This window comes from Streptomyces sp. NPDC008086, from assembly GCF_042957325.1.
Classification (GTDB): domain Bacteria; phylum Actinomycetota; class Actinomycetes; order Streptomycetales; family Streptomycetaceae; genus Streptomyces.
Window position 1 is genome coordinate 587,028 of record NZ_JBIBIA010000001.1, and the last position, 15,067, is coordinate 602,094.

13 protein-coding genes and 2 pseudogenes are annotated in these 15,067 nt (G+C 70.2%); 11 read left to right on the forward strand and 4 right to left on the reverse strand.

Annotation, left to right across the window (positions count from 1 at the left end; translation table 11 throughout):
- Nucleotides 1–173 precede the first annotated feature (173 nt).
- The 7 genes from ccrA to pssA all read left to right on the forward strand — a co-directional run bounded on the left by ccrA (nt 174) and on the right by pssA (nt 7,956).
- On the forward strand, nt 174–1,517 hold the full coding sequence (gene ccrA, locus ACFZBP_RS02635; RefSeq protein WP_391409472.1) for a crotonyl-CoA carboxylase/reductase: 1,344 nt from the start codon (nt 174–176) through the stop codon (nt 1,515–1,517).
- A 31-nt stretch (nt 1,518–1,548) separates the two neighbouring features.
- The gene (locus tag ACFZBP_RS02640) at nt 1,549–3,597 is read left to right on the forward strand and encodes a methylmalonyl-CoA mutase family protein (RefSeq protein ID WP_391409473.1); all 2,049 of its coding nucleotides are present in this window, start codon (nt 1,549–1,551) and stop codon (nt 3,595–3,597) included.
- A complete protein-coding gene (locus tag ACFZBP_RS02645) occupies nt 3,594–4,568 on the forward strand; it encodes an aldolase/citrate lyase family protein (RefSeq protein ID WP_391409474.1) in 975 nt (324 codons plus the stop codon). The genes ACFZBP_RS02640 and ACFZBP_RS02645 overlap by 4 nt, the downstream gene beginning before the upstream one ends.
- 5 nt (nt 4,569–4,573) lie before the next feature.
- Nucleotides 4,574–5,086 carry a MaoC family dehydratase gene (locus tag ACFZBP_RS02650; protein WP_062716551.1) on the forward strand — a complete coding sequence of 171 codons (513 nt, stop codon included), beginning with the start codon at nt 4,574–4,576 and terminating at the stop codon, nt 5,084–5,086.
- Nucleotides 5,087–5,088: 2 nt separating this feature from the next.
- Nucleotides 5,089–6,294 carry an acyl-CoA dehydrogenase family protein gene (locus ACFZBP_RS02655; RefSeq protein WP_383449368.1) on the forward strand — a complete coding sequence of 402 codons (1,206 nt, stop codon included), beginning with the start codon at nt 5,089–5,091 and terminating at the stop codon, nt 6,292–6,294.
- Nucleotides 6,295–6,464: 170 nt separating this feature from the next.
- Nucleotides 6,465–7,121, forward strand: a complete 657-nt coding sequence (locus tag ACFZBP_RS02660; protein ID WP_048579466.1) for a phosphatidylserine decarboxylase — start codon at nt 6,465–6,467, stop codon at nt 7,119–7,121.
- 22 nt (nt 7,122–7,143) lie between these two features.
- Entirely contained in the window at nt 7,144–7,956 is an 813-nt protein-coding gene (gene pssA, locus ACFZBP_RS02665; RefSeq protein WP_391410327.1) for a CDP-diacylglycerol--serine O-phosphatidyltransferase, read from the forward strand.
- A gap of 447 nt (nt 7,957–8,403) precedes the next feature.
- Here the strand turns inward: pssA and ACFZBP_RS02670 are convergent, their stop codons facing one another.
- Complete coding sequence (locus tag ACFZBP_RS02670; protein ID WP_391409475.1) at nt 8,404–9,534, reverse strand: glycerate kinase; 1,131 nt, start codon at nt 9,532–9,534, stop codon at nt 8,404–8,406.
- A 201-nt stretch (nt 9,535–9,735) separates the two neighbouring features.
- Between ACFZBP_RS02670 and ACFZBP_RS02675 the strand changes: the two genes are divergently transcribed.
- The 3 genes from ACFZBP_RS02675 (at nt 9,736) to ACFZBP_RS02685 (ending at nt 12,265) form a co-directional block, all read left to right on the forward strand.
- A complete protein-coding gene (locus ACFZBP_RS02675) occupies nt 9,736–10,821 on the forward strand; it encodes an ADP-ribosylglycohydrolase family protein (RefSeq protein WP_391409476.1) in 1,086 nt (361 codons plus the stop codon).
- A 156-nt stretch (nt 10,822–10,977) separates the two neighbouring features.
- The gene (locus ACFZBP_RS02680) at nt 10,978–11,472 is read left to right on the forward strand and encodes an NUDIX domain-containing protein (protein WP_391409477.1); all 495 of its coding nucleotides are present in this window, start codon (nt 10,978–10,980) and stop codon (nt 11,470–11,472) included.
- A gap of 67 nt (nt 11,473–11,539) precedes the next feature.
- On the forward strand, nt 11,540–12,265 hold the full coding sequence (locus ACFZBP_RS02685) for a Sir2 family NAD-dependent protein deacetylase (protein WP_391409478.1): 726 nt from the start codon (nt 11,540–11,542) through the stop codon (nt 12,263–12,265).
- A 9-nt stretch (nt 12,266–12,274) separates the two neighbouring features.
- On the opposite strand, the pseudogene ACFZBP_RS02690 reads toward ACFZBP_RS02685, so the two are convergent.
- The 3 genes and pseudogenes from ACFZBP_RS02690 to ACFZBP_RS02700 form a co-directional block, all read right to left on the reverse strand.
- Nucleotides 12,275–12,422: pseudogene (locus ACFZBP_RS02690) on the reverse strand (cytochrome P450); the annotation flags it as partial.
- Between the two features lie 95 nt (nt 12,423–12,517).
- Nucleotides 12,518–13,021: pseudogene (locus ACFZBP_RS02695) on the reverse strand (methylated-DNA--[protein]-cysteine S-methyltransferase).
- A gap of 18 nt (nt 13,022–13,039) precedes the next feature.
- Nucleotides 13,040–14,518, reverse strand: coding sequence for an AlkA N-terminal domain-containing protein (locus tag ACFZBP_RS02700; RefSeq protein ID WP_391410329.1), 1,479 nt, complete (start codon nt 14,516–14,518; stop codon nt 13,040–13,042).
- A 179-nt stretch (nt 14,519–14,697) separates the two neighbouring features.
- On the opposite strand from ACFZBP_RS02700, the gene ACFZBP_RS02705 reads away from it, so the two are divergent.
- Complete coding sequence (locus ACFZBP_RS02705; RefSeq protein ID WP_217212654.1) at nt 14,698–15,060, forward strand: metalloregulator ArsR/SmtB family transcription factor; 363 nt, start codon at nt 14,698–14,700, stop codon at nt 15,058–15,060.
- The last annotated feature ends 7 nt before the right edge of the window (nt 15,061–15,067 follow it).

Genomic DNA, 15,067 nt, shown 5'->3' on the forward strand with positions numbered 1-15,067 from the left:
CCCCTCCCGGGGTCTGCGCGCCCGGCGCCTGCGTCACAGGCAACCTCCCGCGCCACAAAGCGCTGCCGAACAGCACCATCCGCCGAACCGACGGCACCCACCCAAACCCTCAGCAGCACCGACGTAACCCTCAGCACCCCTCCCTCAGGGTGCTCACCGCCGGAGGCAACACCGTGACCGTGAAGGACATTCTGGACGCGATCCAGTCGCCGGAATCGACGCCGGCCGACTTCGCCGCTCTGCCGCTCCCCGAGTCGTACCGTGCGATCACCGTGCACAAGGACGAGACGGAGATGTTCGCGGGCCTGCAGACCCGCGACAAGGACCCGCGCAAGTCGATCCACCTGGACGACGTTCCGGTTCCGGAGCTCGGACCGGGCGAGGCCCTGGTGGCCGTCATGGCCTCCTCGGTCAACTACAACTCCGTCTGGACCTCGATCTTCGAGCCCCTGTCGACCTTCGGGTTCCTCGAGCGCTACGGCCGGCTCAGTGAGCTGACCAAGCGCCACGACCTGCCGTACCACATCATCGGCTCCGACCTCGCGGGCGTCGTCCTGCGCACCGGCCCGGGCGTCAACTCCTGGAAGCCCGGTGACGAGGTCGTCGCCCACTGTCTGTCCGTCGAGCTGGAGTCCAGCGACGGCCACAACGACACCATGCTCGACCCCGAGCAGCGCATCTGGGGCTTCGAGACCAACTTCGGCGGCCTCGCCGAGATCGCCCTGGTCAAGTCCAACCAGCTGATGCCCAAGCCGGATCACCTCAGCTGGGAGGAGGCCGCCGCTCCGGGTCTGGTCAACTCGACCGCGTACCGGCAGCTGGTCTCCCGCAACGGCGCCGGTATGAAGCAGGGCGACAACGTCCTGATCTGGGGTGCGAGCGGTGGCCTCGGCTCCTACGCCACGCAGTTCGCGCTGGCCGGTGGCGCCAACCCGATCTGCGTCGTCTCCAGCGAGCAGAAGGCGGACATCTGCCGTTCGATGGGCGCCGAGGCGATCATCGACCGCAGCGCCGAGGGCTACAAGTTCTGGAAGGACGAGCGGACCCAGGACCCGAAGGAGTGGAAGCGCTTCGGCAAGCGCATCCGCGAGTTCACCGGCGGCGAGGACATCGACATCGTCTTCGAGCACCCGGGCCGCGAGACCTTCGGCGCGAGCGTCTACGTCACCCGCAAGGGCGGCACCATCACCACCTGCGCCTCGACCTCGGGCTACATGCACGAGTACGACAACCGCTACCTGTGGATGTCCCTGAAGCGGATCATCGGCTCGCACTTCGCCAACTACCGCGAGGCCTGGGAGGCCAACCGGCTCATCGCGAAGGGCAAGATCCACCCGACGCTGTCGAAGGTCTACTCCCTGGAGGAGACCGGCCAGGCGGCCTACGACGTGCACCGCAACCTCCACCAGGGCAAGGTCGGCGTCCTGTGCCTCGCCCCCGAGGAAGGTCTCGGCGTGCGCGACGAGGAGATGCGCGCCAAGCACATCGACGCCATCAACCGCTTCCGCAACATCTGATCCGCGACATCTGAGACACCCGAGGTCATAGATGACTGAGCGTCAGCCCGCCGAAGGCAAGCGGGAGAAGGACCGGCCGTGGCTCATGCGGACCTATGCCGGTCACTCCACGGCCGAGGCGTCCAACGAGCTGTACCGGCGCAACCTCGCCAAGGGGCAGACAGGTCTGTCGGTCGCGTTCGACCTGCCGACCCAGACCGGCTACGACTCCGACCACATCCTCGCCCGCGGCGAGGTCGGCCGGGTCGGCGTGCCGGTGGCCCATCTCGGTGACATGCGCCGGCTGTTCCAGGACATCCCCCTGGAGCAGATGAACACCTCGATGACGATCAACGCCACCGCCATGTGGCTGCTGGCGCTCTACCAGGTCGTCGCCGAGGAGCAGGGCGCGGACATCACCAAGCTCCAGGGCACGACCCAGAACGACATCGTCAAGGAGTACCTGTCGCGGGGGACGCACGTCTTCCCGCCGGGGCCCTCACTCCGGCTGACGACGGACATGATCGCGTACACGGTCTCCCAGATCCCGAAGTGGAACCCGATCAACATCTGCAGCTACCACCTGCAGGAGGCGGGCGCCACGCCGGTCCAGGAGATCGCGTACGCGATGTCCACCGCGATAGCGGTTCTCGATGCCGTGCGCGATTCAGGGCAGGTCCCCGCCGAGAAGTTCGGGGACGTCGTGGCCCGTATCTCCTTCTTCGTGAACGCGGGCGTCCGCTTCATCGAGGAGATGTGCAAGATGCGGGCGTTCGGGCGGATCTGGGACCAGGTCACGCGCGAGCGCTACGGCATCGAGAACCCCAAGCAGCGCCGCTTCCGGTACGGCGTCCAGGTCAACTCCCTCGGGCTGACCGAGGCGCAGCCGGAGAACAACGTCCAGCGGATCGTGCTGGAGATGCTGGCCGTGACGCTGTCGAAGGACGCCCGCGCGCGTGCCGTGCAGCTGCCCGCCTGGAACGAGGCGCTGGGCCTGCCCCGGCCCTGGGACCAGCAGTGGTCGCTGCGGATCCAGCAGGTGCTGGCGTACGAGAGCGATCTGCTGGAGTACGAGGACATCTTCGAGGGCTCGAAGGTGATCGAGACGAAGGTGGACGAGCTGGTCGAGGCCTCTCTCGCGGAGATCGACCGCATCCAGGAGATGGGCGGCGCGATGGCCGCCGTCGAGTCCGGCTACCTCAAGTCCCAGCTGGTCTCCTCGCACGCCGAGCGCCGGGGCCGGATCGAGTCCGGCCAGGAGAAGATCATCGGTGTCAACGCCTTCGAGGGCACCGAGCCGAACCCGCTGACCGCCGATCTCGACACGGCCATCCAGACGGTCGACCCCGCGGTCGAGGCCCGGGTGATCGCGGGCCTTCAGAACTGGCGCGACACCCGCTACCAGCCGCCCTTCAACCACCCGCGTCCGTGCAAGGCGCTGGAGAAGCTGAAGGAGGCCGCGAAGGGCACCGCCAACCTGATGGAGGCCACCCTGGAGTGCGCCCGCGCCGGGGTCACGACCGGCGAGTGGGCCGGGGCGCTGCGCGAGGTGTTCGGCGAGTTCCGGGCGCCGACCGGGGTGTCGTCGGCGCCGGTGGCGATCCCCGCCGAGGAGGGCTCGGCCCTGGCGCAGGTCCGCCGCAAGGTCGACCTGACGGCCAAGGACATGGGCGTCGGCAAGCTGCGCTTCCTGGTCGGCAAGCCGGGCCTGGACGGGCACTCCAACGGGGCCGAGCAGATCGCGGTGCGCGCGCGTGACGCCGGCTTCGAGGTGGTCTACCAGGGCATTCGGCTGACGCCGGAGCAGATCGTGGACGCGGCCCTCGCGGAGGACGTGCACGCGGTCGGCCTGTCGATCCTCTCCGGCTCGCACGCGCAGCTGGTCCCGGACGTGCTGGAACGGCTCCGTGTGGCCCGTGCCACAGATATACCGGTGATCGCCGGTGGCATCATCCCGAATGGTGACGCCGAGCAGCTCAGGGCCGCCGGAGTGGCCGCCGTCTTCACCCCGAAGGACTTCGACATCACCGGAATCATCGGCCGCATCGTCGACGAGATCCGGAAAGCGAACAAGCTCGACCCCCTGGAGGTCCCCGCATGACCACGCCCGCCCCGCAGGTCAACCGCCTTCGCCCGCGGCGCTCCTGCCTCGCCGTACCGGGAAGCAACCCCCGCTTCCTGGAGAAGGCCCAGGGCCTCCCCGCCGACCAGGTCTTCCTCGACCTGGAGGACGCGTGCGCCCCGCTCGCCAAGCCCGAGGCGCGGCACACCATCGTCAAGTTCCTCAACGAGGGCGACTGGACGGGCAAGACGAGGGTCGTGCGCGTCAACGACTGGACGACCGAGTGGACGTACCGCGACGTCGTCACGGTCGTCGAGGGCGCCGGGCAGAACCTCGACTGCATCATGCTGCCGAAGGTGCAGACGGCCGAGCAGATCGTCGCGCTCGACCTCCTTCTCACCCAGATCGAGAAGACGATGGGCTTCGAGGTCGGCAAGATCGGCATCGAGGCGCAGATCGAGAACGCCCAGGGCCTGAACAACGTCAACGAGATCGCGACGGCCTCCCAGCGCGTCGAGACGATCATCTTCGGCCCGGCCGACTTCATGGCGTCCATCAACATGAAGTCGCTGGTCGTGGGCGAGCAGCCGCCCGGCTACCCGGCAGACGCCTACCACTACATCCTGATGAAGATCCTGATGGCCGCCCGCGCCAACAACCTCCAGGCGATCGACGGCCCCTACCTGCAGATCCGCAACATCGACGGCTACCGCGAGGTCGCCCAGCGTGCCGCGGCCCTCGGTTTCGACGGCAAGTGGGTGCTGCACCCGGGCCAGGTCGAGGCGTCCAACGAGATCTTCTCGCCCTCCCAGGAGGACTACGACCACGCCGAGCTGATCCTGGACGCGTACGACTACTACACGTCCGAGGCGGGCGGCAAGAAGGGCTCCGCGATGCTCGGCGACGAGATGATCGACGAGGCCAGCCGCAAGATGGCCCTGGTCATCTCCGGCAAGGGCCGCGCCGCCGGCATGCAGCGCACCAGCAAGTTCGAGATCCCGGAGGCCTGAGCGCGATGCAGTTCGGACGCACCTACGAGGAGTTCGAGGTCGGGGCGACGTACAAGCACTGGCCGGGCAAGACGGTCACGGAGTACGACGACCACCTGTTCTGTCTCCTCACCATGAACCACCACCCGCTCCACATGGACACGAACTATGCGGAGAAGACGACGGACTTCGGCAAGAACGTCGTCGTCGGCAACTACATCTACTCGCTGCTGCTCGGCATGAGCGTGCCGGACATCTCCGGCAAGGCGATCGCCAACCTGGAGATCGAGTCGCTCAAGCACGTGGCGCCGACCTTCCACGGCGACACGATCTACGGCCAGACGACGGTGCTGGACAAGTGGCCGTCCAAGTCGAAGAACGACCGCGGCATCGTCTACGTCGAGACCAAGGGCTACAAGCAGGACGGCACGCTGGTGTGCGTGTTCCGCCGCAAGGTCATGGTGCCGACCGAGACGTACATCAAGGAGCGCGGCGGCGAGCAGCCGGGCCGTCCCGAACTGAAGCAGCAGGAGAAGTAGCCATGGCGCGCCTCGCCCAGACCGCCGGTCTGACGGACATTCAGCAGGAGATCCTCTCCACCGTCCGCGACTTCGTGGACAAGGAGATCATCCCGGTCGCGACCGAGCTGGAGCACCGCGACGAGTACCCGCAAGCGATCGTCGACGGCCTCAAGGAACTCGGCCTGTTCGGCCTGATGATCCCCGAGGAGTACGGCGGCCTGGGCGAGTCGCTCCTCACCTACGCCCTGTGCGTCGAGGAGATCGCCCGTGGCTGGATGTCGGTGTCCGGCATCATCAACACGCACTTCATCGTGGCGTACATGCTCAAGCAGCACGGCACGCAGGAGCAGAAGGACCACTTCCTGCCGCGCATGGCGGCCGGCGACATCCGCGGCGCCTTCTCGATGTCGGAGCCGGCCCTCGGCTCCGATGTGTCGGCCATCACGTCGAAGGCGGTGAAGGACGGCGAGGAGTACGTCCTGAACGGCCAGAAGATGTGGCTGACGAACGGCGGAACGTCGTCTCTGGTCGCCGTCCTCGTCCGAAGTGACGAAGGACACCCCGAGGGCACCGCGCCCCACAAGTCGATGACGACCTTCCTCGTCGAGAAGGAGCCCGGCTTCGGAGAGGTCCGCCCGGGCCTCACCATCCCCGGCAAGATCGACAAGATGGGCTACAAGGGCGTCGACACGACCGAGCTCATCATGGACGGCCTGCGCATTCCGGCCAATCGTGTACTCGGCGGCGTCACGGGCCGAGGTTTTTACCAAATGATGGACGGCGTCGAGGTCGGGCGCGTCAATGTGGCGGCGCGTGGCTGCGGCGTCGCTCAGCGTGCGTTCGAGCTCGGTGTCCAGTACGCCCAGCAGCGGCACACCTTCGGCAAGCCGATCGCCCAGCACCAGGCGATCCAGTTCAAGCTGGCCGAGATGGGTACCAAGGTCGAGGCGGCCCATGCCATGATGGTGAACGCGGCACGCAAAAAGGACTCCGGAGAACGAAACGACCTTGAGGCTGGGATGGCGAAGTACCTCGCCTCCGAGTACTGCAAGGAGGTCGTGGAGGATGCTTTCCGGATCCACGGCGGCTACGGCTTCTCCAAGGAGTACGAGATCGAGCGCCTCTACCGAGAGGCTCCGATGCTGCTTATCGGTGAAGGTACCGCCGAGATCCAGAAAATGATCATCGGTCGCAGGTTGCTCGAAGAGTATCGCTTCCAGGGCTAGATGTCCGGGTTCGGGGTGTTTTCTTCGAGAAGAAGATCACACCCCGTCAACACTCTTCAGCCGCCGACTCGGCTTCCTGGCTTGCCCAGTTGCGGCCCGCGACCGGTACGATCCCCGGAAAGCCGCCGTCCCCCGTCGAAGCGCGGCATCATCCGCTACGAAGGTCATCCATGCCCCACAGCCAAACCTCTGCACCACGCGACAGCCGGGCCGGCGTACGCCTCGCGCGCGGAGCATCGCCGTGGCTTCTCCCGACCGTCGCCACCGCAGCCCTCAGCCTGGCCCGCGCACGCCGCTCCGGCGTCGCCAAGGCCGTGGCCGTACCCGCCACCGCGCTCGCGGCGGGCATGCTGTGGTTCTTCCGCGACCCCGAGCGCGAGATCGCCCAGGGCCGGGTCATCTCGCCCGCCGACGGTGTGGTGCAGAGCATCATGCCGTGGAAGGACGGCCGCACCCGCGTCGCGATCTTCATGAGCCCGCTCAACGTCCACGTCAACCGCGCGCCGCTCTCCGGCACGGTCACGTCCGTCGAGCACATCCCGGGCGGGTTCGTTCCGGCGTTCAACAAGGAGAGCGAGAACAACGAGCGCGTAGTCTGGCATTTCGACACCGAACTCGGCGACATCGAGATGATCCAGATCGCCGGGGCGGTGGCCCGTCGCATCGTCCCCTACATCCCGCAGGGCACGAAGGTCGAGCAGGGCGACCGTATCGGTCTGATCCGCTTCGGCTCCCGTGTCGACATCTACCTGCCCGAGGGCGTGGAGGTCGCGGTCGAGGTCGGGCAGAAGACCGTGGCTGGGGTGACTCGCATTGACCGTGATTGATCCTGAGACTCAGCCGGGCTGGGTGCCCGAGGCCGACGAGGTCGACGAAGAGGAGATGCCTCTTTCGCTCCGCCTGTCGATAGCGGACACCCTGACCCTCGGTAACGCGACCTGCGGCTTCATGGCGGTGTACTTCACCACCACCGGCATCCTGATCCCGCACCTCTCGGGTGACGATCTGGGCATGGCCCGCAACAGCGCGGCCACAGCGGTCATCCTGATGCTGTGCGCGGCGGTCTTCGATCTGTTCGACGGCCTGGTGGCGAGGAAGCTCCGCTCCTCCCCCATGGGCGCGGAGCTGGACAACCTCTCGGACCTGATCAGCTTCGGCCTGGCCCCGGCGTACTTCGTCCTGGTCTACGGCATGGTCGCCAACGACGCGCACGAGCGGGTGGCTGCGGTCGGCGCGATCGTCGTTCTGCTGGCGGTGGTGCTGAGACTCGCCCGGTTCTCGTGTGTGACCGTCCCGAACGGCATGTTCCAGGGCATGCCCTCGCCGTTCGGGGCACTGACGGTGGTCTCGATCGTGCTGCTGGAGCTGCCCTTCGTGGCGACGCTGCTGGCGATTCTGGGGACCGCGTGGCTGATGGTGAGCCGGGTCGAGTACCCGAAGCCGCGGGGACGGCTCGCGGTGGCGATGCTGTCCTGGATCGTCGTGTCGATGGGGCTGCTGGCCGCGTGGGCCTTCGACGCCCCGAGCGGGCAGCTTCTGCTGCAGACGGGTTGCGCGCTTCAGCTGGTGATGGGCGCGGTGATTCCGCTGTTCGCCACTGCTCGTCGAGTGAACAACTTCCGTGACAATCGGCGGGAGGCGCGGGCGGCGCAGCTGCCGTAGCGCTCCGCTGGGTCGGCCCCGGACCGGGTTGGTTCGGGGCCCTTCGCATGTCCACCGCCGGGCGCTGACCCCGCTTCCCTCGCCCCCGCCGCCCCTACACGTCCCATCCCTGGGGGCTGCGCCCCCAGACCCCCGCTGTCGGCCCTCCGGGCCTCGTCCTCAAACGCCGGACGGGCTGGAGATGCCTCCGCCGGCGTAGCCCCTGCGGGTGGGTGGGGGTTCGGGATGGCAAGGTCTCGTCCCCGAACGCCGGGCCAGGGCTGGAAGATCCAGCCCTGGCCCGGTAAATCCAGCCCCTCCGGCGTCTGAGGAGCGGGGTCTGGGGCGGAGCCCCAGAAAGGGGGCGCGGGGCTGTGTCGATATGCGGCTCCGCCGCGTGGGCGCGACCAGCCCCCACCGGCCCGCACCCGGGACGGGTAGGGGCGGCGGGGGGGAGGGAGGGGCCGGCTAGGAGAGGAAGTCCTGGGCGATGTGTTCGGCCGAGCGTTCCAGGATGGGGCCCGCGTCCGCGATGCACTTGGCGACGTCGGGCTCGATCGCCGTCAGGGGGTAGGCGCGCCGGATCCCGGCCCGGCCGAGCACGTCCGGCGCGAGCGCGAGGCGGCCGCAGACGGCGACGACCTCCTTGCCGGCCGCGCGAGCAGCGGCGGCAACCCCGGCGGGAGCCTTGCCGTGGAGGGTCTGCTCGTCCAGGGAACCCTCACCGGTGATGACGAGATCCGCCCGCTCCAGCGCGGGCGCGAAGCCGAGGACGTCGAGCATGACCTCGATGCCGGCCCGGAAGCCCGCGCCGATCAGCAGGGCACCGTAGCCGATGCCGCCCGCGGCCCCCGCACCCGGCGACGCGGCGTGCTCGGCGGCCTCGGGGCCGACCGCCCCCTCCAGCACCTTCGCGAAGTGCGCGAGCGCGGCGTCCAGCGTCTCCACGTCGTCCGGGGAGGCACCCTTCTGCGGCCCGTACACCGCGGGCGCGCCCTTCGGCCCGGTCAGCGGATTGTCGACGTCGCTGGCGAGCACCAGTTCGACGGAGGCGAGCCTCGGGTCCAGCCCCGAGAGGTCGGCCGTGGCGAGAGCGCCCAGACCGCCTCCGCCGGGCGCCACGGGCTCCCCGTCGGCGTCCAGGAAGCGGGCGCCCAGCGCCGTCAGCATCCCGGCGCCCCCGTCGGTCGTGGCGCTGCCGCCGACCCCGAACACGATGGTGCGGGCACCCGCGTCCAGCGCGGCACGCAGCAGTTCGCCGGAGCCGTAGGTGGACGCCGTGAGCGGCGCGAAGACGCCGGCCGGCAGTCGCTGCAGGCCGCTGGCCTCCGCCATCTCCACGACCGCCGTGTCGCCGCGCAGCGCGAACGCCGCCGTCACCTCGTCCCCGAGGGGCCCGGCGACCCGGACCTCGCGGCGCTCGAAGCCGGCCGCGACCGCCGCGTCCACGGTTCCGTCGCCGCCGTCCGCGACGGGCATGGCCTCGACCGCGACATCCGGCACGACCCGGCGCAGACCGGCCGTCACCCGCTCGGCGACCTGCACGGCCGTCAGCGACCCCTTGAACTTGTCCGCGGCGATGAGCACGCGCTGTGTCACCTGATATCCCCTTGCTCTCCGGGCCTCGCGCACGCCAAGGCCAGTCGCGCCGCTGCGACCTTAACCGGAGGAAGCCCGCGGCGTCATGCGCTGCCCGGCCCCTGAGAACGCTGTGGGAACAACGTACGAGCGGCCTGGGAAGCGGCTGTGCGAGCCGCCGAACCCCGAGCGACCACCGCCGGAATTGGGTAAACCGGTCCTATGACCCCTGTGGGCACTGAGCCGGAGCTCGCCGACCGCATCCTCGGAGGCTGGCTGGGCCGGATCGCGGGCAACATGCTCGGCAAACCGGTCGAGCAGGGCGACCTGTGGACGCGGGACCGCATCGACCGGTATCTGCGGCAGGCCGCCGCCCTGCCCCTGACCGACTATCTCCCCGAGCCGGTCAGCGAGGACGACGGGTTGCGGCTGCGGCCCGAGTGGCGGCAGTGCGTGCGCGGCCGTATCCACGGCAGCTGCCGCGACGACGACGTGGACTACGCGATCCTCGGACTCGACCTCCTGGAGACCCACGGCTTCGGCTTCAGCACCGAGCAGGTCGGCGACCTGTGGCTGCTGCGGCTGCCGTACCTCCAGACCTTCACGGCGGAGCGGGCCGCGTACCGCAACCTCGCGAACGGGCTGAAACCGACGCTGACCGCGACGTACGACAACCCTTACCAGGAGTGGATCGGCGCCCTGATCCGCGCCGACATCTACGGCTGGACCTGCCCCGGCGTCCCGGGCCGCGCCGCCTCCCTCGCCCGCCGGGACGCGGTGCTGTCGCACACCGGCAACGGCGTGTACGGCGCGATGTGGGCGGCGGCGCTGATCGCGGCGGCGTTCACGGCGTCCACGGTGCGCGGGGCGGTCGACGCGGCGCTCGCCGTGATCCCGGCGAGCAGCCGCCTCGCCCGTACCGTACGGCGGGTCGTCTCGCTCCATGACACCCGGATGAGCTGGGAGGACACGCTCACCACGGTCGCCGAGGAGACCGCCGGGCTCGGCTGGATCCACACCGTCCCGAACGCGGCCGTGCTCACCGCCGGGCTCCTGTACGGCGACGGCGACTTCACCCGGACCATCGCGCTCACCGTCCGCGGCGGCCTGGACACCGACTCCAACGGGGCGACGGCCGGCTCGGTGGCGGGTGTGCTGACCGGGGCCGCGGCGATCCCGGGCCAGTGGACCGCGCCGCTGGAGGACACGGTGCGCAGTGCGGTGTTCGGGTTCGACGGGGTGCGGATCAGCGAGCTGGCGGAGCGGACGGTGCGTCTGGCCCGGGCGGCGGCTCGGGAGGGCGGGTAGGTCCGGTGGGTACGCGGGTCCAGGGGACCCGAGGGGTCCGGTCGCGGCGCGCGGGGCCTGCGGTGCGCGGCTTCGGCTTCAGGGAGCGGGGCGTGTGCTTCCCCGAGCCGACCCCACGGTCGGGGCGAGTGCGCGTGGGCTGGTTACTCTTCCTGGATGACGACGACGCAGGACTTCGCCACGTACATCGCGGGTCTCCCCCGCGTCCTCGCCAGTGCCGCCGCCCTCTTCCGGGACGGCGAGGGTCAGGTGCTGCTCGTGGAGCCCAACTACCGGGACGGCTGGGCGCTTCCGGGCGGCACGATCGAGTCCGACGACGGCGAGACGCCCCGCCAGGGCGCGCGCCGGGAGACGGCCGAGGAGATCGGCCTGGACCGGGAGCCGAGCCGGCTGCTCGCGGTGGACTGGACGGTCGGGGCGGGGCGGCCGCCGTTGGTGTCGTATCTGTACGACGGCGGGGTCCTCGGCGAGGACGACCTCAAGGCGATCCGGTTGCAGGAGGAGGAGCTGCTGTCCTGGCGGCTCGTGCGGCCGCGGGACGTCCCGGAGTATCTGCCGGGCGCCCTGGGCCGCCGCGTCCTGGCCGCGCTGGACGTCCTCGCGGACGGCGGCGGGACGGTGGAGCTGGAGAACGGTCACCGGGTGGGCTGACGGCGTCGCACCGAGCCGCTCGAATATCCATTCGCCGCCCGCACGGCACCGTCCTACCCTCGGCAGCATGACCAAGCCCCTCGTCGCCCTCCTCAGCGGCGCCGGTATCTCCACCGACTCCGGGATCCCCGACTACCGCGGGCCGAACGGGTTGTGGCGGCGTGACCCGGAGGCCGAGAAGCTCGTGACGTACGAGTACTACATGGGCGATCCGGAGATCCGGCGGCGCTCATGGCAGATGCGGCGCAGGAACCGGACGCTGAAGGCCGAGCCGAACGCCGCGCACCGCGCCGTGGCCGAGCTGGAGCGGACCGGGGTGCCGGTGCGGGTGATCACGCAGAACGTGGACGGGCTGCACCAGCTCGCCGGGATGCCCGCCCGCAAGGTGCTCGAACTGCACGGCAGCGCGCGAAGTGTGGTCTGTACGGAGTGTCATGCGCGCGGGCCGATGGAGGACGCCCTCGCGCGGGTCGAGGCCGGTGAGGAGGATCCGCCGTGCCTGGAGTGCGGCGGGATCCTGAAGTCGGCGACGGTGATGTTCGGCGAGCGGCTCGATCCGGTGGTCCTCGGTGAGGCGGTCGCGATCACCAAGGCCTGCCAGGTGTTCATCGCCGTCGGCACCAGCCTGCAGGTACAGCCCGCCGCCGGACTCGCCGGGGTGGCCGCCGACCACGGGGCGCGGCTGGTCATCGTCAACGCCGAGCCGACGCCGTACGACGAACGCGCCCACGACGTCGTACGGGAGCCCATCGGCACGGCGCTGCCGGAGCTGCTGCGCCGGCTCGGCGGGTAGTTGGTCCGCTGGGGCGTCCTGGAGCAGGCGTGGGTTGTCCAGGCTGCGGGCCAGTTCCGACAGGGCGTGCTGGGCCTCCAGCCGGGCCGGCGGGGCGCCGAAGCAGCTGTGGATGCCGCCGCCCAGGCCGAAGGTGTTCGATGTCCGGGCGGTCCGGCGGCCCAGGGTGTCGCGAGGCGCTCGTGCTTCCGCTCCATGGTCTCCCGCGAGGGAGCCCGCGATGCGCCATCCAGGTCGTGACCACCGGTCCGCTCAGGGACCCGCGGACCCGACCTGGAACAGCGCCGTTCCGCTCTCGAAGTCCAGCAGCCGCTGCTTGCGGTCCAGGCCGCCGCCGTATCCGGTGAGGCCGCCGTTGGCACCCACGACGCGGTGGCAGGGGACGATGATGCCGATCGGGTTCCTGCCGTTGGCGAGGCCGACCGCGCGGGAGGCGCCGGCGTTGCCGAGGGCGTCGGCGAGCTGGCCGTAGGAGCGGGTCTCGCCGTAGGGGATCCGGCGCAGCTGTTCCCAGACGCGGCGCTAGAACTCGGTGCCGTTCAGGCGCAGTTCGAGGGTGAACTCCTTCAACTCGCCCGAGAAGTAGGCGTCCAGCTGGTCGGTGGCCTCGCCGAAGAGGGAGTCGTCGCGGGTGCCGAAGGTCTCCTCGTGCGGGCGATGGCGCTGCTCGGTCATGTAGAGGCCGCACAGGACGCCGTCGTCGGCGACGAGGGTGAGCGGGCCGTACGGGCTGTCGATGACGGTGTGCTGTTTCATCGGGAGTTCCTGACGTCCTTACACGGGGAGGAAGTTGATCGGGTGGCTGTCCGTCGCCCACAGGTACTGGACGGCGTACGCCCGCCAGGGGCGCCAGGCGGCCGCCCGGGCCGTGAGGGCCGCCGGGGTGGCGGGTAGGCCCAGTTCCTGGGCGGCGCGGCGGATTCCGAGGTCGGTGGGGAGGAAGGCGTCGGGGTCGCCGAGGGCGCGCATCGCGATGACGTCGACGGTCCAGGGGCCGAACCCGGGGAGGGCCAGGAGGCGGGCCCGGGTCTCCGGCCAGTCGCTGTCGGGACCCAACCGCACGTCTCCGTCCGCGAGTTGACGGACCAGCGTGGTGAACGTCGTGCGGCGCGTGCGGGGCATCGCCAGGGACTCCGGGTCCACGGCGGCCAGCGCCTCGGGGGACGGGAAGAGGTGGGTGAGGCCGCCCTCGGGGTCGTCGACCCGTTCGCCGTGGGCCCTGACCAGGCGGGCCGCGTGGGTGCGGGCGGCGGCCGTGGAGACCTGCTGGCCGAGTACGGCCCGTACGGCGAACTCCGCCTCGTCGACCGTGCGCGGCACCCTGCGGCCCGGCGCCTTGTCGACCAGCGGCGCGAGCAGGGGATCCGTACGCAACTGGTCGTCGATCGCCACCGGGTCGGCGTCCAGGTCGAGCATGCGGCGGCACCGGCTGATCGCGACGGTCAGATCGCGCAGGTCGCCGAGGGTGAGGCGGCAGGCGATGTGGTCGGGCTGGGGTGACAGGGACACGAGGCCGTGGCCGTACGGCAGCCTGAGCGTGCGGCGGTAGGCGCCGTCCCGCCATTCCTCGACGCCGGGCACGGCGGTCGCGGCGAGGTGGCCGAAGAGGTTGTCGGGGTTGAGGGGGGCGCGGAACGGCAGGCGCAGGGTCAGGGCGCCCCCGGTGTTCGGTGGGGTGCCCGGGGTGCTGCGGGGGGCGCGGGCGCGCAGGTCGGTCGGGGCCAGGGCGAAGACCTCGCGGACGGTGTCGTTGAAGGTGCGGATGGAGGCGAACCCGGCCGCGAAGGCGATGTCCGCCATGGGCAGGGGTGTCGTCTCGATGAGGAGCCGGGCCGCCTGGGCGCGCTGGGCGCGGGCCAGGGCGAGCGGACCGGCGCCCAGTTCGGCGAGGAGCTGGCGTTCGATCTGCCGGGTGCTGTAGCCGAGCCGGGCGGCGAGGCCGGGCACGCCCTCGCGGTCCACGACGCCGTCGGCGATCAGCCGCATGGCCCGGGCGACGAGGTCGGCGCGCTGGTTCCACTCCGGGGAACCGGGGCTGGTGTCGGGGCGGCAGCGCTTGCAGGCCCGGAACCCGGCCTGCTGGCAGGCTGCGGCGCTCGGAAGGAACCGCATGTTCTCCGGCTTGGGCGGGACCACCGGGCAGCTGGGCCGGCAGTAGATCCCGGTCGTCACGACCGCCGTGAAGAACCAGCCGTCGAAGCGGGCGTCCTTGGACTGGACCGCGCGCACGCAGCGCTCGGTGTCGGTGTGCATCCCCTTCTGCATGGGTCCAGCATCGACGACGTGGGGCGACGGGGCTGGCGAGAATCCGACATCGACCTCGTCTGTGCTGGGAGCTGCCGGATCACCTCGGTGAGCCGTACGCCCAGGCGGCCACCCAACCACATGAATAATCATTCATGTGTTCAGGCGTGGCGGGTAAGATGCCGTCCATGGGTCATGGAGCCGTCACCACCGCGCAGGACGCCCCGGAGCGCGTACGTCTGGACGCGGCCAACGTGGCCAAGGTGGCCACCACCCTCCAGGCCCTCTCCACCCCCTCCCGGCTGCTGATCCTGGCGCGGCTGCGCGAGGGGCCGCTGCCGGCCACGGAGCTCGCGGCCGAGGTGGGCATGGAGCAGTCCGCCTGCTCGCACCAGCTGCGGCTGCTGCGCAACCTGGGTCTGGTGGTCGGTGAGCGGCGCGGCCGTTCGGTCGTGTACGCGCTGCACGACCACCATGTCGCCGAGCTGCTCGACCAGGCCGTGTACCACGTGGAACATCTGCGGCTGGGCATCAGCGACGCGGCCGAGTGAGCCCGCT

Bases quoted from the DNA above. Each gene is read 5' to 3' on its own strand.
- ACFZBP_RS02640 (WP_391409473.1), top strand. From the start codon at position 1,549: ATGACTGAGCGTCAGCCCGCCGAAGGCAAGCGGGAGAAGGACCGGCCG.
- ACFZBP_RS02645 (WP_391409474.1), top strand. From the start codon at position 3,594: ATGACCACGCCCGCCCCGCAGGTCAACCGCCTTCGCCCGCGGCGCTCC.
- ACFZBP_RS02650 (WP_062716551.1), top strand. From the start codon at position 4,574: ATGCAGTTCGGACGCACCTACGAGGAGTTCGAGGTCGGGGCGACGTAC.
- ACFZBP_RS02655 (WP_383449368.1), top strand. From the start codon at position 5,089: ATGGCGCGCCTCGCCCAGACCGCCGGTCTGACGGACATTCAGCAGGAG.
- ACFZBP_RS02660 (WP_048579466.1), top strand. From the start codon at position 6,465: ATGCCCCACAGCCAAACCTCTGCACCACGCGACAGCCGGGCCGGCGTA.
- ACFZBP_RS02675 (WP_391409476.1), top strand. From the start codon at position 9,736: ATGACCCCTGTGGGCACTGAGCCGGAGCTCGCCGACCGCATCCTCGGA.
- ACFZBP_RS02680 (WP_391409477.1), top strand. From the start codon at position 10,978: ATGACGACGACGCAGGACTTCGCCACGTACATCGCGGGTCTCCCCCGC.
- ACFZBP_RS02685 (WP_391409478.1), top strand. From the start codon at position 11,540: ATGACCAAGCCCCTCGTCGCCCTCCTCAGCGGCGCCGGTATCTCCACC.
- ACFZBP_RS02700 (WP_391410329.1), bottom strand. From the start codon at position 14,518: ATGCACACCGACACCGAGCGCTGCGTGCGCGCGGTCCAGTCCAAGGAC.
- ACFZBP_RS02705 (WP_217212654.1), top strand. From the start codon at position 14,698: ATGGGTCATGGAGCCGTCACCACCGCGCAGGACGCCCCGGAGCGCGTA.